Origin of the sequence: Marinagarivorans algicola (assembly GCF_001292705.1) — a bacterium.
Classification (GTDB): domain Bacteria; phylum Pseudomonadota; class Gammaproteobacteria; order Pseudomonadales; family Cellvibrionaceae; genus Marinagarivorans; species Marinagarivorans algicola.
Map to the genome: position 1 here is coordinate 41,808 of NZ_LGAK01000016.1, position 22,445 is coordinate 64,252.

Genomic DNA, 22,445 nt, shown 5'->3' on the forward strand with positions numbered 1-22,445 from the left:
TATGCCGCACACCTAACCTCATAGCTAATTAACCTTGTGCCCGTAAAAATCATCCATCATTTCAAAAGTATTCAACCCAATTTTTCACCAATCAAATATCGATTAATTCAGACTCAATATGAGTTAACCCAAGATGAGTTAACCCAAGTATAGCTGTAATAATCTACATCACTGTCATACGCATATATTACATAAATTTTTTCATGGTTGATCGGTACAGCATTGCGCTCTTACCGAGTATAAAGTCGCCGTATTACTAGCCTATAGAATGCCTTAAAATATGCCTATCCCACCAACGCTCAAACTCCCCTAGGCTACGCGGTGGTAAAAAGTAATAACCTTGCATACGGTTACAGCCAATCGTACTTAAATAATTCATTTGCTCCTGATTCTCAACACCTTCAGCCACCACGCTCAAGTCCAAACTTGACGCTAGCGTAATAATCCCTTCGGTTAATCGCTGATCTTGGGGGTTTGTTAAAATGCTTGCAATAAATGACTTGTCAAGTTTAACGGTATCAAAAGGGAAAGTACGCAAGTAATTAAGTGATGAATAACCCACACCAAAATCATCTAGGCTAATTTTCAAACCTAGAGTTTTTAATTCCTTTACAATTTTTGTAGCCACTTCGGTATCCGAAATCAATACCGCCTCTGTTAACTCTACACACAAGTATTCTGCAGGTAGTTTATTTTCTTCTAAAGCATGTATAATCTTCTCAATAATTTTTGTATTTCTAAAATGCAACCCCGATAAGTTAATAGAAACAATGAGTGGACGTCCTTCATCAAGCCATAATTTAGCTTGCTTACAGGCCATTTCTAAAACGTAATAATCAATAAACTGCACTAAACCTGAATCTTCAGCATGAGGAATAAAAACATCAGGAAATAGTAACCCATATTTATGATGACGCCAACGCACCAACACTTCACATCCATACATCAATGCATTATCGGCATAAACCTGAGGTTGATAATACAGCTGCATATCCCCATTCACGAGCGCACTACGCAGATCATTTTGAACAATTAAGCGCTGTTTGGCTGTTATCTCCATTGCCGATTCAAATACTTTATACTGATTTTTACCTGCTTCTTTAGAGGCATACATAGCAATATCGGCAGCGCGTTTTAACGAGGTTAAGTCATAGCCATGTTTAGGATAAAGGGCTGCCCCTAAACTCATCGTGATATCTAAGCGCTTAGAATCAATCACAATTGATTGATTCATTATTTTAAATAATTTATCGGCAATAGCTTGCGCGTCACTAGGAACATGTAAATCTTCAACTAAAATTAAAAACTCATCGCCACCCAATCGGCACACAAGATCTTCACTGCGCAAAGTGTAACTTAATCGCTCCGCCACAGTCTTTAGTAACTGATCACCAACATCATGACCTAGTGTATCATTGATATTTTTAAAATTATCAAGATCAATCAAAAATACAGCAAACAATGTAGAAGATCGGCGTGCATGCGCAGAGAAGATAGGAAACTGTTCAGTTAATAATGCTCGATTAGGTAAACCAGTTAGTGAATCATGAAATGCACGATACCTAAACTCATCAGCTAAGCGTTCTAATTCAATTGTACGCTGCTTTACTGTTTTTTCGAGCATAATATCACGTTGCTCTATTTGATCGAGCATTCGATTAAAGGCGCGCGCCAAATCAGCTAATTCATCTTCACCATTAGCATCAGCGCGCAGTGCGTAATCTCCTTGCTCTGTTACTTTTTTAGAGGTTGAATTGAGCTGCTCTATTGGGTAAGTTATAGATTTTTGTAAGCGAACCCCCAAAAAAACAACTAAAATAAAAACCGATATTAACGCACCAATCGTGAATACAAAGGTAGAAAAAATTTGATCTTTTAGTTGTTTATCACCGACATAGGCTGTGAGTAAACCGATAACCTCACCATCAACCTCTACCGAATGCTTAAAGCTATCAAGTGTAGATTCAGCAATCGTTTCTTTGGAAGAGCGAACATGATACCTGCGCTGCAACTGAGGGTTAAAAAATTCAACAACACGAAATACATTTTTAGGGTTATCTGTTTTTTTAGTAACTTCGACATACATCACTTCATCGTCAACCGCCAACCCTTGAAGCAGTTCACGCGTTGTGATTTCGTCTTCAAACATAACACTGGCAGCAATATTAATTGCCAAAACACCTAACTCAGCGTTTAACTGGCTTTCACGCTTATGCTGCAACAAGTTGATAATATACAACATAAAGGCGAAAGCCAATACTAATAAACCTAAGCTAGCGCCAGCCATAATAACAACCAGCATACGTGTTCGTATTTTTTTAAAATGGAACATTAATCAATGACCGCCTTAGCTAACCCCAATAGCTTTGCACTCACATAGAGTTGTTTTTTCTGGGCATTACTTCGACTAATTTCAAAGCTTAATTTTTTACCGTTCATAACAAGCCTAATCACGGCATGCTTGTTTTTCATGAATTCATCAACGACCAGCAATCCATTAAAGTTTTTTGGCGGATCAAGTAAAAAATCACCTTGATAATTTTCAGTGATGTACAACAAATGACAGCTCTCTACAACCTTATACTCTGGTGCCGATTGAGAAAATACAACATAACTTAAATGATTAAGGTAAATATGACTTGATGACTTTTTAGCGATTTTTTTAAATTCATCTAGTAAATAATTACTTCCTCCTACAACACAAATTTTTTTAATTTTTGAATTATCAGGCCAGTGTACAAATTTAGTAAAGTAATAAATATATGCCGCGATTAAGGCATTAACTTTTTCATTTTTATAAGACGACTGCTGAGCATTCGTTGTCTTTGAAGACAGAGTCTTTACAGCTTGCCCTGAGCCTATCATGGGGCCTGATAAAGATTTGAGTGGCAAGCTTGATACAGGGTTAAGCACGGGGCTGGATGCAGCACTTAATATAAGATCCATTGATGCTGTACTGACATCTCTTAAAAATATCCCTATAACAATAAAAATACAGTGCCACATCTTAATCACGTGTTAAATCCCACTCTATTTTTAAATAAGCATAGGGCTCAACCGTAAAAGCACCTGCATTAAATATTTCACGCTCTGATTCGATATACTGTTTATCGCTATTGAATAAATTACGTGCATTCAATGAAATACTGAGTTGTGTATTGATAGTGTAGGCGAGCTTGATATCGGCGCTTGCGTAACTTGGAATATTGGTTTTTTCTAAAGCACCGACGTAGCGAACGATGGTATCGAGATCGAGTTGCTTATTAACACGCCATAAAGAGCGTAGTATGTGCTGCTGCTGGGGCACCGTCTCAGCTAAATTAAAGCCAAGACTATCATCGCTTTGCTCAAACCCCTGCTCTACATCTAATATTGTAGCGCTATATTGTAAAAACCATTGATCACAAGGCTGATACGCTAAAGCTAATTCGAAACCTTGATTTTCTCTAACGCCTTGAGCATTAGCATAAATTGGAATGTGTAAATAGCCTTGCCCACTATAACTCATCCTAAATTCAGGGTCACCGGTACCTTCAACGCCTAGTATATTTTCATAGCGGTGCTCAAAAAATACAGCATCTAAGCTAAACACCTCAGAAGCCGAATAGCGATACCCTAACTCAAAAGACAATAATTTAACATCGACCTCATTACTGTCGCGATTGCTCAGCGACAAGCGCACAGGTAAAAAAGACGCAGGGGGCTGAGCAATCGCATCAGGGGGTAATGTGGCAAAGCTTAATGCGCTTTGACTATTTAATATACGAGACGGCGTACTATTCGCTTTAGACATAGCCCCCCAAAAGCGCTGACTTTTATGGGTTTGCCACATAATACGCAGTGACGGTTGCACACTAGAATGACTTAACGAGTGATCGTCGAGACGCAACCCCAAAGATGCCGATACAGTAGGGCTCAATGTAAGGGTATCTTGAAAATAGATACTGTGAGTTTTACTCGATTGTTTTTCGGGTCGCAGTAAAATATCAATTCCCGAGCCATCGGCAGGCACGCTAAAATCACTTTCGGTGTAGCGACTATAAAGGCCTGCGGTTAACATCTGTCTTTGCCCTAGCCCCCCTGTCCACTGCCACTCGGCATCATAATTGCGAGTACTCCAATGATAAGCTGTTGCGTCACGCTGAGTATCGTCACTGTTGATCAGCAAATACCATTGCCCATAGCGTGTTTGGTGCTGCCACCTCAATGAACCATAAAAACCTTTTTTATCTTCATGACTGTATAGCGGTTTGACCCAAGGCGGCTCTAGTAGCTGCTTTGCCCAGGGCGTTGTCGATTGAACCTCAAAAAAACCAGCACTGATATTCAGTGTATTTTGCGCCTGCTGAAACTGCCAACCGGAATTTAATCGCGAGCTTTGCCAATCATGCCCCTTCAAATTAGGGTTTACTGCAACTAAGGCGCCATTTTTCTGCGTATACAGCGAAACAAACGCCTCGCTATTGGCTTGCGTAGCAAAATCAACGCGGCCATATACGGAACTTTTTTCTTCACCGTCTCCCACTGTTGCTCGCAATTGAATACCGGCCAGAGCTTCTGGTTTGCGAGTGATAATATTGACGATACCGTTCACTGCATTGGCTCCCCATAAGCTTCCGCCGGGGCCGCGCACAACCTCAATACGCTCAATATCTTCTAAACTAATATTTTGCTCATCCCAATTAACACCACTAAATAGCGAGGTATAAATGCTACGGCCATCAATAAGCACTAATAAATAACGCGCATAACGTCCACCAAGGCCCCGAGCACTAACAGCCCATTCATTGGACGACACTTTAGCCACCTGCATACCTGGCACCATACGCAATGCATCAGGAATATTGCTAATGGCAGCTCGGCGTAAGTCTTCTTTACCAATGACATAAATAGCTGCAGGTGAGTTTTTTAATGTTTCGTCGCGCTTAGAGGCGCTCACGACTGTCGTATCCATTTGCATTAGAGCCTCTAAAGGCAAATCAATAAGGTCATCAGCGCTCATCGATTGCTCTTGCGCCCAAAGCTCTGGTAGAGATACAACAGTAAAAAATAGTACGATTAAGCTCAATTGACACCGTAATCGCACCTGTTGCCACATAGCCATAACACAAACCTTTTGAATGAATCCCTTTAGGTATAGCGCGTTTAGCCAGCGTTAGACAGGTGATGCAAGCGTTAAGCTCAATATAATGATAAATATAACAAAAAGCAGATAACGGCCCTGAGTCCTGACTGAATGTTTAGCTGCAAGAAACAAAAAAGCCCTTAGCATATACACTATGCCAAGGGCTTACTTATTGTTGAGATGGAAGAAAAATCGAGCCGTTTAAGTTGACGACCAGACGTTGATCGTTAAGGCAAAGTACTTAGCTAATTTCTAGCCAACCCCCACAGCTTAATGATCAACTGCATTTAATAGTCAAATTTAAAATCAACGCCGTCGGTACGCAAATCGAAATTGCGCATCAATGGATCATTTTCAATCCCCATGAGCCGACGACCAAACGCCATAACATGTTTTGATTCCAAAATCACACCATTAGCATCATCACGTCTCAAGTTATTAGGGTTCAATTTATAGGCTTTTAGGCCGTCATCTGTTTTACCCACGACACGATCAGTCCAGCTAACGCCTGACTTCATAACAATTGCACTACCAATGGGCCAATGGTCTTTACCACCGCCATCGTTATACCAAGGGGTACGAGCAAAATCAGAAGCAATAAACATATTTAAACGATCTGTGATACCCAACTGTTTAGCAACTTCCCAAGCAAATATAATGGCATTGTTTGCCTTGGTTAAGCGGCCTGCATGTAAGTTATCGTGATCACTATGGGTATCAAAAGCATTAATGACTGTATCAGCGGACACCGATGTACCCGACTTAAAGCCCACTAGAGCATAAAGCATTTGCTGGTTGAGATTTTCGCGCATATCAAAGCCGGTAGTATCAACACTTTTGAGCACACGCTTGAATTCAGCAAAGTTAGGGAAACTTTTATTTGCAATTAAGAAGTCTTCTAAAAAACGCTTATCTGCTGCAATACTAGCCTTGTCCAGGTTATCGCGCGCACGCTTTGTACGGAAGTTATCAATCGCTCTAATATCCTCGTCAGGTAAATACTGTTTAGTGCCCGAAACATTAGGCTCTAACAATGTATTAAAGGTCTCAATGTCGCGACCTAAGCGCGTAGGCACAATCACATCACCACTCGAGAAGGTGCCTCCGTTAACCAATAAAGGCATAGGGAAGTCAGCTTGCAATGTTGCAGCAAAAGAAGCCGATAAGTTTGGATAACCCGCTTGTGTAGAGCCGGTAAAGTTATATTGCTGGCCCGCATTATGACCATTGGTGTAGCTGTTTACACCGTTAATAACAAGCATTTTGTCATGATGCTTTTCAAATAGATCAGCATTATTGGCAAAAGGCGCATAAGCAATATTACCCGCTGTTTCTATGCCCTTGGTTTTAGCCCAATTATTAATAATTTTACCATTTTTATTCAACTTAGGATCACAATAGCTAGCGACATCCCAAGCACCTCGGACTTGCATCTGAATCAAGAATTGCCCTTGGTAGTCTGTAGGTGCCGCCCAAAGTCGTGTTGTAGGAGCTGCGGAAGCTAAAGCTATACCACTTAATTTTAATAAATCGCGTCTGTTCATGATATAGGCTCCTATTCAGTAATAAACTGGTAGTCGGATGACAAGGCTACAAGCACGCCTTTCCAAGCAGCAAATGTAAACTTCGTATCAAAGTTATTTTTATTGCGTTCTCCTGCACACAGGTAATCGTTACCAATTAACCGTGTGTTACCACGCGCCTCAGCATTTTCTTTAAGTTTTGTAAACAATGCATAAGCCTCGTTAATCGCTTTCGCATTAGGCCCATGACGCTCATTTAATAAGCGCTCATGTAAGTACACTAATTGCGCCCTAATCTTAGGTTCTGCTTCATCAGATAGCTCGACTAACGGGAATAAGCTACGCGTAGCTTTAGGTTTATCAAAATCCTTAAAGGCAATAGAGCAGCTTTCACGGTATGAGTTGGCTTTAACAACATTCATTTTCACAACGTTCATATTGCGGTCACGCGATTCAATATTAACCGAATCAATGCCACCGAAGGCACCGCTATGATTAGCATCGTATAACCCTGCATTATCAAACAGTGATTTTTGCTTAATGACCATTTCTTCAGGCGTTAGCAAGCGGTTACCCGAGTAAGTTAGTGGTGCCTCAGTATTATCACCGGAACCTGCTAAATTATTTGCCCGATACCAGTCAGACATCAGTAAGTTAGCGAGTAAATCTTTCAGGTTCCAATTGCTATTTTTAAATTTCTTCGCAACGTCAACAACAAATTCTTGTTGTTTAACAAGCTCTTCATCTGACTTGGTTGCATACAACTTTTCACCAAAAATAGCTGGCCACCAAAATTTGACTACAGCAGGACCAAAGCGAGGGTCCGCAACTAATTTTTCAGCTAACCAACGCAAAGGTTCTTCGCCTTGCGGGGTATCCTCGCCATTAAAGCCTGCAGGCAATACGTCGGCATACCAGGTTTGACCGTTTTCATAGAGATCGGTCTTTTTATAATCTCGGCTAAGTGAGTCAAGCGCTCTATTACCTGTACGGTATAAACCTTTATCGTTAAAATCCTGAAAGCCAGCCGCGATAGGATCCATCGTAATGTGGCAAATAGTACACGCAGGGTTATTTAATGTAGGGTTCTCGGAGTCATCGGCATCGTCTATATTGACGCGCGGTGCCGAGGCTTCAATGTCATAACCTAAGAAGTGGTACATTGTCCAACGTGAACGGGCACGGTTACGGTTAGTCGCCGTAGAAGGATACTTATTAAGATAGGCGATCGATGACAGGATACCAACATGCGGAAAATCGAGTAAGCGTGAATTATTCCAGTCTTTAGAAGGCAAGCCATTAGCCGTAGAGACATGCTGGCCTGTATTTTGCCCCTTAACCCATCGGCCTTTGGCAACCGGTGTTGGGTAATTATACAAACGTGACATCTCATGAGATACCATCGTGTAGTCAGCCGTTAGAATTTCGGTGTATGGCAGATTATTCTTAACAACATGATGAATAAGCTCTAAAGGCTCTTCGCGAAGCTCACTAACTAAAGCACTATCATAAATAAAGCGATTAGCCTCAGCCTCAACTAACTCCCTAAATTTAGGGTAGTAGTTCAAAAACCAAAAACGGTAATCAACCCCAAGAATACCGCGCATTAATAGCTGATCATTGGCACCGGTTTTAATAAATTCTCTAAAGCCATTACCTGTCATCAAACCTTTAAGCTTGGCTTTTAATTCACCATAGTTAGCACCCTTCACGTCTTCTAAATCGGCAACACTCGGTACCCCTTGACCAAACAAAATAGAGGCGCGACGATAAACATCTTCGGCTTTACTGCGTCGAATTTGAAAACTCTGAGCTGGTGCACTGCTAGCGGCATCACTAGAGCTATCGCCAGTATCAATACCGTGCAGACCCACCAACCATGCTTTGATATCTTTAGCGCAGTTTAGGTTACAAAGGGTAGCGTCTTGCAAAGGCATACTAATGGCTGTTTTGCTAACCATGGTGCCAACGGTAATAGACGCTAAGAAAGAGGTTTGTCCTGCTCCGCCACCATCGCCCGATGGACCGTGACACAAAACACATTGCGCAGCATAAAAATCTTTACCGCGCTGTGCTTGCTCAGACAAACCGCCACCCACCGATGAGGCTGCCTGGCTGCTCACACTAGAACTGCTGGCAGGTACACTTGCCGCAACGCTGCTCACTGAACTTGCCGAACTCGGAGGGGTTGGTGCATCACAGCGTGCGCCAGAACAAATACAAAGGCTGTTTTCAGTGCCTTTATCGCGGCAGCCAGTTGCTTGTGGCCAAGTAACCCGGCACTCAGCGCGATTACTACACTGGCCAGTATTCGTATTAGGTGGCGGAACCATAGTCACCGAAGAAGACTGTACTGCACTACTCACTGGAGCAGGGGTCGATGAGGCCGGAGCCGGAACTGATGAAGCTGGCACCGACGAGGCAATACTACTAATAGGGTCTGTAGGCACAGAGCTACTAGAAACAGTATCTTCTCCGGCACAGGCGGCCAATAAAACCGAGGTTAAGGCAATACAACTCAATCGTTGTATTGACTTAACCCAAGAGGGTGTAAAGGGTTTTCGTATTGTATGAATCATATGCACCTCAAAATCCGAGTCGCTAATAAGTTGTGAGCGCACTATGTCAGAAAAATCAGCCCATGTTTGTGAATTAATACCGCCACAATAAATTGGGAAATATTAATTCAATAGGCAGATTCCCAAAAGCTTCAGATCTAGACCTTATGGCACATTCAAGCTGAATAAGCTTTAATCTGGGACAAGACATCATGCTAGAAAATATGATGCAATTAAATATTTAACTTATTGTTTTTTTGACTTTATTGTTGACACTTTAAATATAATTTTATATCGCATAAATTAAATCCCATAAATTGTATGATTTTCAATCAACCCTTACGAAGGATAGCTTTATAATATTCAATATGATGCTTTTTTTTGTGCTTTTTTAACACTTAATATGCATATGTAAGCCCTATTAAAGTTTAAATACATGTAATTGCGGCATATGAAAATACACAATATAAAATCAACCTAATATTAAATACTCTTAACCAACATAAAATACAGAATAATACCTGATGACCTGCAAACGGTAGAGATGGCGGAAAGGTATCAAAAGGCCTTATGTATAACCTGAGTCCAATGAAATAAGCGCTATTAAATATTATTTGCAACTATTTATTAGAGGTACCGAATTAAAGATACCGAAATTGTGCGCCAGTGATTGATTAATTGGGGCGCTCGAGTTCGCGTTCTTACACAGCCTAACTCTTACCTTCTCTACAGGGCTCGGCGTCAATGTTTTGGGGGAAATCCACCAGCACCCTGTAAAATGCGCTTGGCTAAATAGCGACCGGTTATTTAATAGTAGTAATGACTTTATGAGATAAAAACGCGGCCAGCGGATTAAAAAGTTTTTACTTATTTGTCGGTATTTAAACGCATCACTCTGAGACGCGCACATTCAGTATCTGGCCTTGGAGCAAGATGCGCATCTTAGCTTAAGTCAATGAGTTAAATAAAAATTCGTTAAACTTGCACACCCAAGTGCACGAGCTAACCTCAGTGGCAACCTTTAAAAAAACCTCTCGCGGGTGTTAAAAGCGCGTAATTAAAGTAAAGCAGCGACAACCCAAGGGAGGCTAAGAGGAAGGAGATACATCCAAAGGACTAAACAAGTAATTCAGTAGGTCAACGACAATACATACTCGAGGCAGTATGTATTGCCTAATATAAAACTAACGCTTAATACTAAAAGTGAACACTAAAACAGCTCAGCATTCATAGCCATTAGGTCAGGCGTTTGCGCTTGAATGCGCTTAACCAAAAAGTTTGCCTTGGGGAGTTCGCGATTAAAGTAGTAAGTACACACATGGCGCTTAGCTTGCAGATAGTCGGCTCCAAACTCTTCATCACTACCGCTTATCGTGGTAGAAGCTTGAGCCATTTTCAGCCATAAATAAGCATAAGAGACCAACCCTAGCAAGTGCAAAAAGTCAGTTGCACTATCGCCGATCACCTCTGGATTTTTAGCCGCGCGAAGGCTTAACTCGTCGGCAACAGTAATCACTAACTCTGCTTGCTCAACTAATAGCTTACCCAAGGCTTTAAGCTCATCATTTAACTCGCCCTTGGCAAATAGAATAACTTCACCCATAAAGGCCTTCAGCCAAGCACTTTTATTGCCAACCACTTTACGGCCTAATAAATCTAGCGCTTGAATACCATTAGTACCCTCATAAATTTGGGTAATGCGAATATCACGCACATACTGCTCTTGCCCCCATTCACGAATAAATCCGTGGCCGCCAAGCACTTGCTGCCCTTCGATTGCTGCGCTCAAGGCCATATCACTCATAAAGGCTTTAGCCACGGGAGTTAACAAAGCAACGCGGCCTTCGGCTTCAGCTTTCGCGCTATCGTCTTTGCTGTATTTGGCCACATCCAGATACTTAGCCACATATAAATAGAAAGCACGGCCAGCTTCATTGAAGGCACGCATATGCAATAGCATACGCCGTACATCGGGGTGCACGATAATGGGATCGGCTTCGAGTTCGGGCTGCTTAACACCCGTCACGCTACGGCTTTGCACCCGATCTTTAGCATAATCACGCGCAGCCTGGTAGCTAGCCTCTGCTGCCGCAACCCCCTGAATACCTACGGTTAAGCGCTCGTAGTTCATCATGGTAAACATTGCAGCCAAGCCTTTATTGGGCTCACCAACCAACCAACCCTTAGCGCCATCAAAATTCATCACGCAGGTTGCCGATGCTTTGATACCCATTTTTTTCTCTAATGCGCCACAACTAAAACTGTTGCGCTCGCCTATACTGCCATCGCTATTGGGGATAAATTTAGGCACTAAAAATAACGATATCCCTCTAGAACCCGCGGGTGCATCAGGCAACTTGGCCAGTACCAAGTGAATAATATTCTCGGCCATATCGTGCTCACCCCAAGTAATAAAGATCTTGGTGCCGCTCACTTTATAGCTTTGAACCCCATCCGCATTAGCACTTCCTTCTTCGGGAACAGCCTTTGTGCGAATTAAGCCTAAGTCGGTTCCAGCGTGGGGCTCGGTTAAGTCCATAGCTCCAGCCCATTCACCACTATACATTTTAGGTAAATACAGCTGTTTTAGTGCTTCACTACCGTGCGCATTTAACGCCAAGCACGCGCCTGCGGTTAACATCGGCGCAAGGCCAAAAGCCATGTTGGCGCCTTGCAGCATTTCCTCAACACAGGCCACTAAACTTTTGGGCATGCCCATACCTTCGTAGGCTGGGTCACCGCCTAACGCACCCCAGCCACCCTCACAATAGGCACTGTAAGCTTCATTAAAGCCCTCAGGTACTATCACTTTACCGTCAACCAGCTTACTGCCAACCTCGTCGCCTTCGCGATTGATCGGTGCAATCACCTGCTCGCACAGCTTAGCGGCTTCTTCGAGTATCGCCTTGGCGGTATCTGGATCGGCATCGGTTAGGCCTAACTGCGGCCATAACTCTTGCGCATGAATAATATGCTTCAATAAAAACTGAAGATCTAAAGTCGGTGCTTGGTAATCGGCCATAATGCCCTCGCATGAGTGAGTCTATTTATTAACACTAATAACATCGTAACTATTCAGAGGTACCGAAATTGAGCACTCATGAATCATTCACTGGGCCGTTCAAACCATCGGCGACTTTGTGCTCCTCGACTGTGTGCTCCTGCAAAATCTAATCTTGCCTATCCCAGTGCAGGTGCAAAGCCTAACGCTTGTCTTCCCTGAAAAGCCCAGCATAGATACCCAGAACATAGCCCATCAGCACCCGATAAGGTGAGATTTGTCAGTTTGGCCGAATAGTTACATAACATCTATCAATCAAGTGTACGTCACTGCAAGCCAATAGGTACAATGGCAAGCCAAAACCCGGTAGGCTACATAAAACAATGGCGCACTAAACCACAAAGGCTAAGCGATATTTACACAAGCTATAATTTGACTGATTACGCTAACAGCACTCAAACCATCAACTCACCGCTCAAGCCAACATTGAACACTCAAATTTTACACCCACCACGCGAGTGCAGCCTTTTGAGATGGCAATCTCTTGAAAATACCACTCCTAGAAAGGCATCACCACCCCCTAAAACCGTTCAAAAAACAACCGAATGGATATTAATTATGCAAGCAATCGACCGCGTAAATAATCAACCGTGTAAATAATCAGTCGTGCAGCAGCGAACCTTGCATGTGCTGAGCTCATCTACAACACAGAGATATAGACATTATTAGCCAGCAGCTAGGCTAGTCAAAGCTCACACCGCCAGTCTTGGTATTATAAAATACTGTAACCGCTGGCAACTTATTATGATGATACGAGAACTGGCAACGCACAGAACCTGTTTTAGACTCTGGTGCCGCACGCCAATAGTGCCGGGCACCTGCTATGCTCGGCGGCTGTACTATTAAATGCTGCCATAACGCTTGACAGTCTTGCAAACTGGCGGCCGAGTTAGTATCTAGCCCCATCACAACCCCAGTTTTACTAAAGCGTAGAGGGCTATAATCGGCTCCTCCTACGGCCCATTTAGCCTGCTGCAGTTTAACCGCACTACTCAGTGCTGCAGCACTTAGGTTGGCCTGCGTACGCGCCGCCAGCTCTTGTGCTCCTTGCTGCTGAGTCATAATGACAGCAGCCGCAGAGCCGGCCAAGGTGACGCTAGCAATCACTTCCACCATAGCCATGCCCGCCTGACGCCGTGTAAAAAGAGATCCAAAAGTACGCATAATCAAAACCAAGCCATAAAAGCAGAACCATTGAGGCAATAGTTAAAAAGGGTTAAAAGTGATGGAGGTGAGCCCTTAATAAAAGAAGTATTGTAACTATTCAGCCAAGCTGAAAAACTTACCTGATAGGATGCTGATGGATTATTTTCTGGGCATGTCAATGCCCAGAGCGCTTCTGTAGCGTCCATGGATGGCCTGAGCAGTCCAGACAATACTTCTTCAGTGCCCAATTCGGTACCTCTGAATAGCTACGAAGTCTTTATGATAAGCAGACACTATTCAATAGAGCTGTCACTTAAAAAGAGCTGCCATACCCACATCGTATCGAGTTTCAATAATATCGATACTTCGGAGGGGATTCTGTGCGTCAATTATCAGCTCTTTAAAAGGTTATAAGTACCCGCTCTATTTATTGCGACAACATCTTGGCGCCCCTCACTTACAGCAAATATCTCAATACACGATAATCGCACACAAAATATGGATTTTAGCCTTCCACAATGCATTAACGGCTATCGTATATTGAAATATATTACTCACTTCTGAGCACTTAAATACTCCCTAAAACAGCGTTAAATTAAGTCATTGAGTGAGTCACTCGCCACTCTTGACGGGTGCCCTATAAGATGATGTAAAGCTTACGCCTAAATAACTGGCAACGTAGAAAACAAAAAACCAATCTCAAGATGTACTTGAGATTGGTTACGACCTCATTAAATAATAGGCTAAACGCGAATACCAAGCTCATGAATACGGCCTTCACCGCGCCAATCGATTTTACCAAACCCACTATCTGGTAATCCAAAACAATTAGCAATAGAGGTGAGTAGCTCTGTATGACGGCGATTATCTTTAGGGTTAATACTAATCAACCTATTGGTATTAAACATACCGCCAGCATTACCAATCAGCACATCCGTGCAATTATTTAAGGTATGATTTTTCCCATCTTGATGTGATTGCATCCAATAAATCAGTGAGCTATCCATTAAATTACCACCTTGGCCGTCTGGAGTACTGACCAATTGATCAACAAGATAGTTAATATTCTGAGCGCAGCGTACGCCCGCATTTAAAACCTCATCATACTCCGCCGTTGCAACACTTCGGTTATTGACATCTACTTTATGACTTGCGCTACCATGGCGATGAAAGTGTCCCTGATCAAGAGTCACAACACGCGAAACATCACAACTGAAAGCTTGCGCTCCTATATCCATATAAGCTTTGATAATATCTTGGTTGCGATCGAGATCAGCAACGCCATAGCGATACTCTTCCGTAAGAAATTTACTACTCGCATCGCTCTCGGGTAATAAGCTATGCTTGCTTTTACTAGGCTTAGAGACTGCACAATGGCTACCCCCCTGATCGACTTGTTGCTGTAAATCTAAGGTCTTAATCAGGCTATTCAGACTCTCTAGGTGAGCTTCTAACCTTAATTTATCATCTTGCCCTAAACGTGCAAAAAGCTCTTTATAACGCTCATGAGTATGCTTTAATACTTGCTCACGCTTTTTTTGCAACTGATCTTCACGTGTCATCATCGAGCCATTAGGCTTGCCTATATTCGATAAGATTTGATCAAAGGCCGTGTAAGGATTTTTAATCGGAAAGTTGGGTTGGCTATGCCCAAAATGACTGAGCGGATTGTATTGATTTTTACCTTGTATTGATAAAGAAATACTTTTTCGCACTGTATTCGCGCCAATCACATTGGCAATATGCTGATCAATGCTAATACCAGCAGCAAATTTCGTCGTTTTACGATCTCCGACATAAGGCTGCCCGGTCAATGCAGCCAGTTCAACAGCTTCATGTGTACCGCCATTAGCTGCATGCGTAAGGCCTCGAATAATCGTCATTCGCTCGCGGTGTTTTTCAAGGGGTTTTAATATTTTCTTAAAAACGGCTGTACCGTTGCTATTAATATCGCACCATTCGTTAGGGATAGTGCCCAAACCATTAAAAACAATAAATAAACGCTTAGGCACACCCTGCGATGTTAACCCTGCATCAGCCGCAAGTGCTTGCTGACCTGCAAAATACTCCAACCAAGGCAAACCCAATGAAAGGCCGCTCGCTTTAATAAAATCACGTCGATCTAAAAGCTTTTTCATATTATTTAACCTCGGTTCGATATAAAAATGCATCTGTTTGTGTAAGCGCAATGAGCAGCTCTTTCACACTTTTATTTTTACCTATAAAAGTATTGTAAGCACTCTGCATACTACATTCATCAGCACCACCGGTATTTGCATGCATTTCATGCCCATAACTATATTGAGCCCATAGTTGAACGGCACATTGAGCCGCTTGCTCACTTTCAACGAGTGCATTGACAAGCCCTGCAGGCCCTGCATACATACCGCTAATATCGGTACCCGGTAAATCAACGCTCGCATCAACGGGTAAATTTTTATCCTTCTCACGCCAACGGCCAGTAGGATCAAAGTTTTCAAAAGCAAACCCTGCTGGGTTTAGTGTGCGATGGCAACCTTCACAGTCTTTCCCTTTTGTTGCTTGTATCCAACGCTCGCGCGTAGTGCTATTAGGATCTGGAATGGGCGGTTTTATCTCAACACCCGAATCATCAGCAGGAACTTCGATACTGACACACATAAAACTTTGTAAAATAAAGGCGCCACGTAAAACGGGGGCAGTTTCACTCTCATGCGCTCGGCTCGCGACTACAGCCCCCAAGCTAAATAAACCAAAGTGTCGACCTTGCTCAGACACTTGTACAAAATCATCACTCCCTGGCGGCGTAAAGCCATAGACCTCTGCTAAAGCGTTATTGACAAAGGTGTAATCGGCAGACAAAAATTCGTCCCAGCTAGCCTCTTTTTGCCATAATATATGGTCAACAAATGCATCAAGTTCTTTTAAATATAATTGTGGCGCTTGTGCAGTCATATGTGGATAAATAGCAGGGTCAGCTGGTGCGGCCAATATTTTAGTCTGCTGAATTAAATTGCGAAAAAATAATCGCAGTACTTTTTTAGCTTTATTATCACTTAATAGCCTTTGCGCTTGCTCGGCTATCACTTTTTTATCACGTAATTTATCTTCCGCAGCCAATTTCAATAATTTATCGTCAGGTGTTGTCGCCCAAAACATATACGATAAGCGAGTAGCAATTTCCCAACTTGTCAATGGAGTCACGCCACTACTCAGTGATCCGGTACCAAATTCTGCACGATATAAAAAAGAAGGTGACTGTAACATTGCCTCTACAACTAATTGAATACCTGCTGCAAAATCAATACTTTTACCTTCGGTATATAAAGCACGTAATTGCTTATTTTCTTGCGTACTTAATGGCCGTCGGTAAATTTTTTGGCCAGCATTTTTAATAAAATCAAAAGCACATTGATCATTTAGAGCCGCACAACTTAATAAGCGATTACTGGTGCTTGGGCTTGGGCTTGCTCCGGCATCGCAGCGATCAGTACCACATTGGCAATAACTTTGATTTGATAAGCTATCAACACAATCTGTTGCACTTGCACCATAAGTTGTTCGACACTGACTTGTGGTATTGCACTGATCACCAGAGGAAACGATAGGGGTGGCACTCAATGTACTAACAAAAGCTGCTGCTACGACCTCTGATGCATCAATAAAAGAATCGACAAGGCTAGAGTTAACACCTAAGACACCAGCATCATTATCAAAGCCAGAGTTTTGCTCAGCAGGAATACGATTCATTAATGATTTATCAACACCAAACAAGTCAACGATGGTATTGGTATATTCACGTTTATTAAGCCGACGAAGAGGAAATATACCGGGGCTGGGCGCTTCTGCTGCGCAGTTGGTGGCCTGAATCGATGCGGTAAAAGCGCTTTGAACATAGGTAGCAACATTAATCGCGCAATCATCGATACAAGCACCGGGGGTTGGCATACTAATTTCAATAATATCCACTAAATCACCAAAATCACCGCACACTTTACACTCGCCCTGTATCAGTGAGGGGCCAATATTAGTACCGCCGCCATGACTGCCATGGCATGTTGAGCATTGTGCTGTATAAACATCGAGGCCTGCAATTTGATCTCCCCTATCAGGGTCTGGCGCATTGGTTGGCACGGGACAACCATTATTACGAGCAGGCCCAGGTTTGAGTGGACACAAGTCGCTGGGGTTATCAACGCCGTCTTCATCATCATCACCTGGCCCTAAGTTTGGCACGCTTGTTTGCTGCAGGTTAATAATATAAGCCGCAATATCGCTCGCGCAGCTCTTATCACAGTTATTGACCGCTCCCCAAGGCATCGCCGTGTGAATGTAATCAGATAAGCTCGACTGCGAGGCGCAGTCGCTAAGATACTCACAAGAAAATTGACCATAGCGATCAATAATATCTATATCATTCTGTGCCCCAAAATCCGGTTTAGTCGCAATACTATTGCCGTCATCATGACAACTGCTGCATTGATTTTTATAAAGGGCAGCCCCCTTTGTTACATCAACGGGCAGACTCATGGGCGCTGATGAAGTTTGCGAAAAATCAGATGACTGAGAAGCAGACGTATTTGACTCAGAGGTGCAAGCTCCCAAAAGAAAGCCCGCCAAAAAAAAGATAGCGACCCGACCTATCATTAAATAAAAATGCACATTACTTACCCCGCTTTATGTATGGCGCCAACACGCCATACAACCCAAAAAAACATAAAATTTTATCGTTAAAAAAATTATGAACCCATAGAGCTTACAAAAAAATTAAAAATTAAAAATATCTTAATATTTATAATTTATTCAAAAAAAATTCTCATCAGTAAAACTGATGAGAATTTTTAAAAATGCAAAAATAAAAACAATGTCCTAACATATAAGACTGCTAGCCATTAAACCAATGCTGCCGTAATTACTTTACCTGAAGGCACGCGTATATTGGTTTTTTCTTCATCAACACCAGCGGCAGCAATCACAGTCTTACCATAGGCTGCCAAGGTGCTTTCTGCATCAATATCAGGATTATTTTTAGAGCCATTTCTAGAATGAATACCAGTAGCTTCGGGTTGATTTTTTTTATTGACTTCAAGACCGCCTATCATGCCGCTTTTGATACCGCTACCGTGCATAAAGCTCAAGGTTAAATTACTAAAATGGTCACGCCCCCCCTCTTTATTACGCGTCGGCGTGCGGCCAAAGCAATCGAGCGTTACCCAGTTGATATCATCGGTTAAACCCGCCGCATTGAGCATTTTCCAGTACTGCACCATGCTATCGATGCCCTTTAATGTACGACTAGCTTCGTCGGCTAACATCTTATCGCTGTGATTATCGCCGGCAAAGTCGTGCGATACACACACCACAGGCGTTAAACGCAGCTTGATAAAGGCAATGGCTGTACGCAGCTGGTTAACGGTATCATCACCATCAATAGCATCTAATGCTGTACCTAGCTTGTCGCCAATCGTTTGTGCTTGTGTGCGTGTGAGTGCATGATTATCTAAAAAAGCGCGCTGCTTTTGCGTGCCATGTTGCTTTACGTTGGCATATACTTGGTCAATCATTTGACTGTATAGATTGTCGTAATCAGCAGGATCTAGGTGACTACCGGCAGTGGCGGCAAACAAACTTTTTACCTGTGAAGGTTTATAGATAGTCAGCGGGTTACCCTTAGAGAACCCCGCCATGCCATTTTTAGATAATACCAAAGGCGTTTTTAACGAAGTGCCCAGAGCTTCGGCGGTATCCCAGGCAATGGCTGAGCCAAGCTCTTCGCCGCGATTAGGGTTAAGGTCATCGCGTAGCGCACCTTTTAAACCCTTTACCGATGGCATTTCGGGGTGGGCATTCGCACCCGTACGATACCAAACGCCACATAGATTATTTAAAAATGCTTGTGGTAGCTCCTGCCAAGGACGTGCGGCTAATACTTTCTTGCCACCAATAGTCAGCTCAACCGGCTCTTCTAAGTCTTTGCCTGAGTAACTAGTACCATTAACTGTACCGCGTGCACTGGTGCCCAGCTCCGATGATTTAGGATGATCAATAAGGCTTGCCGCTTGATTACCCGCACTGGCAAAGCTCATGGGACCGCTGCAATTAATCGGCTCACCCTGTAGTGATTGCGACAAAATAGTAAATTTGGCATTGGTGGCAGCACTGACTGTACCGGCAGCCAAAAAACTCGCCGGCACCCCAATAACACTGGCGCAGGTTGATAGGCTTAAAGCCCCTAAACTACTGTGCTTGAGAAAGTCACGGCGGGCACTTAAAAACGGCTTATTTTGTGATTTTTTCATAGTTTATTCTCCGCCTAAAAGCCTAGGCCAACACTGATGGTGGATGGGGCGCTACAGGTCATTTTCCAAAGCGTTTCTACCGCTTTTTGTGCGTCTAAGCCATAGCCGCAACTGGGTGTGGCATTATTTTTAATATTCACTTTATTGGGGTTAGCGCACTTGGGCGATTTACGCAGCACAGCATAAGTGCGAGCCAGCGATTGGCGAGCAACGCCATAGTGTTCATGCGCGCTAGGTATCCCCAAAACAACCTGGGTCATATCGTCAAGCATTTGCTCGGTTTTGTCCCGATGAAAGGGCACATTATTTTTATTGCCAATAAACCAATAGTCACGATCTGAGCATAGGTACTCGACTGACTTTACATAAAACGGATCGATTTGCGATGGCTGCAATAATGAAATTTTGCCACGCGTATATTCATCGTTAGGGATAAGGTCAGTTTGCGCTGTACGGTAGTGAACGCTCTTATCGCAAAATACTTTGTCGTTGGTACGACCACGCTTTTTGGCAATATCATTTAAGCCACTATCAAGGTGCGTACAGAAATGGTCTTGTCGTGCAATGCTCACTAGCATCTCGGTATTGTCAGTAATACCATTGATGACTAAGGGCGATTTAAACGTTTCGAGTAAAAGAGTTTTAAACTTAAAGCCCGAAGCTTTGAATTTTTCGGCAATGTCTTTCACGTCGTCGGGGTATTTTTTATCACAATCAACCGAGGTCACCCATTGGCACATTTTACTGGCCCATGCGAAAGCAAAATTAGGATGGTCAGCCAAAGCTTGAGCAAACTCATCCATATCCTTAACCTCACGGGTTAAGCCATGAAGTGAAAAATCAGGGCGCTGAGTGCCTCTACGCTTCAGTGCTCGCGTGTTTTCAGAGTGGTAATACTGTAAAAACACATTGCGCATAGGGTCCATCTGGGTGTGACAGGCGTGGCAATCGGTACCCGGTACTGCATGGTCGGCAATAATACCTTCGCTGTGGTTGCGCTTGGTAGTATCGCCGGCTTCAAAGCTCAGCCCTAATGCACTGATCAATGTTTGATTGAGCGTTAGGCGAAACTCGTTAGAGGGGTTAGTTTCCCAATTAAAAATAAAAGCCGGCGTGGTAAAAAACCCAACCCTAGGCGCTAATAATTCATAACTATCGCCATCTTTCAGAGCCCGCATTGACTCAATATAGTCTTCGGTTTTTTCGTATTGTCCGGGCGATGTCCCTTGTTTTAAAGTAATTGTTCGCCAATCGTCGTAATCACTATCAATCACGCCAGGCATATTACGTAGGCGATGTTGCTCGCTGTTTTCGCTCAGGTGTTGCTGGTCGGCCCGGCCCAGCGCAGCCAATACAATAGTGCTCACTTCCCAGTCACGGGTTGTAACAATCGTGCGAAAATCTTGATTACCATTAATAATACGCAATGCCGTTTGCACCATCATTTCATGCAGCGCCTTTTGAGTGCGTGATGTACTTACGGGGGCTTTTGGTGCGTAACCTAAACCGCCCAGTTGCTCCCAATAATCGGTATTGGTTAAAGGTGAGGCGTTTTGCTGGAGTGCAAGGCGCAAAAATTGACGGATTTTATAGTCAAATTTATCGGTTTTTATCCACTGCTTTAATAAGGCTTCGTATTCGGCCACATTAAAGTCACCATTATCAGTAATACGCTTGTATTCGCCATTCGTTAAGGGGCTGCCAGTTAGAATTTTTTTGGCATAATGCGCCACCGAGTAACCTTGTGTTTTATTCAGGGTCACAGGCTCAATGCGCAAAACTTTATCAGGCGTATTTATTATCGGCGGAGCTATATTGACTAGCTCGTTCACCCATTCAATCAGTACTGCATGCTCTGCTGGCGTTACACCTGCCTTGCCAAAGGGCATTTTGGCCATACATTGATCACCAGCACCGGCATCGGTAATTTTTAAAAACAAGGAATTAGCCGGGTTGACAGGGTCAATAATAAGCTCATCACTACATTTGCTGCCCCCCGAGGGCTGGCCGACTAAGCGTTTGGCAAAGTCATCTAGGGTGCCGGTCACCAAATCAACGCGTGCGCCGCCAGGCGTTGCATCGTGGCAGCTTGAGCTAGCGCAGCCTGCGTCAAAAATCTTTTGCGCGCGGGTAGCTAAGTCGGGCGTGGGCTCAGTACTGGCTTGCGCAACGCTAAAACGCACTTGCTTGGTTGTTTTAGTCCCGCTTTTAGAGGTTAATACCGCGCGCAAGGTATAAGCGCCAGGCACCAAAGATTGTAATAGCGCATCGCTTTGCTTAATCGATGTATTATTCCAATCATAAGGAGCTATGCCTTCTTTGCGCACTAATGTGTTATTTAGAAACAGTTCAATATGGCGCACATTAGCATCGTTGGTCGTAGTTACCGCCACAACTAGTGAGGTATCAGGTGCTAAAACCGCCCCCGGCGCAACCCCCGTAATACTCGAAATACTAACAGGTGATACGCTCGCCGGAGATGAACTTGCTGCCACCGAAGAGACCGCAGTCTGCGAACTAGACCTCGCCGAACTATGAATACCCGTCGAACTAGAGTCGTCGCTAGGGGAGCCTGAACAAGCACTTAAGCCAGCCATTATCAAAGCAAGCTGGCATAAGTGGGGGATATGTTTGAGAATCATTTTTCAACCTCATGATCGTCACTATAAAAATCGCACCCAAGTTTTGCGTACTATATCAATACAACATGTGTTTGTTTTGCTGCTTTATGTACCAGCCCTACTGGAGGACTGG

At 43.3% G+C, this 22,445-nt stretch carries 12 protein-coding genes; all 12 read right to left on the minus strand.

Features of this window, described 5'->3' with window-relative positions:
- Positions 1 to 256: 256 nt before the first annotated feature.
- Positions 257 to 2,332, minus strand: coding sequence for an EAL domain-containing protein (locus AC438_RS07155; RefSeq protein ID WP_053980562.1), 2,076 nt, complete (start codon positions 2,330 to 2,332; stop codon positions 257 to 259).
- Positions 2,332 to 3,006, minus strand: coding sequence for a YfiR family protein (locus AC438_RS07160; protein WP_082354016.1), 675 nt, complete (start codon positions 3,004 to 3,006; stop codon positions 2,332 to 2,334). Before AC438_RS07160 ends, AC438_RS07155 begins: the two co-directional genes overlap by 1 nt.
- 1 nt (position 3,007) lies before the next feature.
- Positions 3,008 to 5,104, minus strand: coding sequence for a TonB-dependent receptor plug domain-containing protein (locus tag AC438_RS07165; protein ID WP_053980564.1), 2,097 nt, complete (start codon positions 5,102 to 5,104; stop codon positions 3,008 to 3,010).
- Positions 5,105 to 5,412: 308 nt separating this feature from the next.
- Positions 5,413 to 6,669 carry a DUF1501 domain-containing protein gene (locus AC438_RS07170; RefSeq protein WP_053980565.1) on the minus strand — a complete coding sequence of 419 codons (1,257 nt, stop codon included), beginning with the start codon at positions 6,667 to 6,669 and terminating at the stop codon, positions 5,413 to 5,415.
- An 11-nt stretch (positions 6,670 to 6,680) separates the two neighbouring features.
- Positions 6,681 to 9,227, minus strand: a complete 2,547-nt coding sequence (locus AC438_RS07175) for a DUF1588 domain-containing protein (RefSeq protein ID WP_082354017.1) — start codon at positions 9,225 to 9,227, stop codon at positions 6,681 to 6,683.
- Positions 9,228 to 10,416: 1,189 nt separating this feature from the next.
- A complete protein-coding gene (locus tag AC438_RS07185; RefSeq protein ID WP_053980568.1) occupies positions 10,417 to 12,228 on the minus strand; it encodes an acyl-CoA dehydrogenase family protein in 1,812 nt (603 codons plus the stop codon).
- Positions 12,229 to 12,948: 720 nt separating this feature from the next.
- On the minus strand, positions 12,949 to 13,431 hold the full coding sequence (locus AC438_RS07195) for a type II secretion system protein (RefSeq protein ID WP_053980570.1): 483 nt from the start codon (positions 13,429 to 13,431) through the stop codon (positions 12,949 to 12,951).
- A gap of 2 nt (positions 13,432 to 13,433) precedes the next feature.
- Positions 13,434 to 13,661 (minus strand): hypothetical protein, encoded by a 228-nt coding sequence (locus AC438_RS16945; protein WP_162230702.1) that lies wholly within the window; start codon positions 13,659 to 13,661, stop codon positions 13,434 to 13,436.
- Between the two features lie 495 nt (positions 13,662 to 14,156).
- Positions 14,157 to 15,551, minus strand: coding sequence for a DUF1552 domain-containing protein (locus AC438_RS07205; protein ID WP_053980572.1), 1,395 nt, complete (start codon positions 15,549 to 15,551; stop codon positions 14,157 to 14,159).
- A 1-nt stretch (position 15,552) separates the two neighbouring features.
- A complete protein-coding gene (locus AC438_RS07210; protein WP_162230703.1) occupies positions 15,553 to 17,922 on the minus strand; it encodes a DUF1592 domain-containing protein in 2,370 nt (789 codons plus the stop codon).
- Between the two features lie 362 nt (positions 17,923 to 18,284).
- Positions 18,285 to 19,691 carry a DUF1501 domain-containing protein gene (locus AC438_RS07215; RefSeq protein ID WP_053980574.1) on the minus strand — a complete coding sequence of 469 codons (1,407 nt, stop codon included), beginning with the start codon at positions 19,689 to 19,691 and terminating at the stop codon, positions 18,285 to 18,287.
- A 14-nt stretch (positions 19,692 to 19,705) separates the two neighbouring features.
- Complete coding sequence (locus AC438_RS07220) at positions 19,706 to 22,333, minus strand: Ig-like domain-containing protein (protein WP_053980575.1); 2,628 nt, start codon at positions 22,331 to 22,333, stop codon at positions 19,706 to 19,708.
- Positions 22,334 to 22,445: the final 112 nt, after the last annotated feature.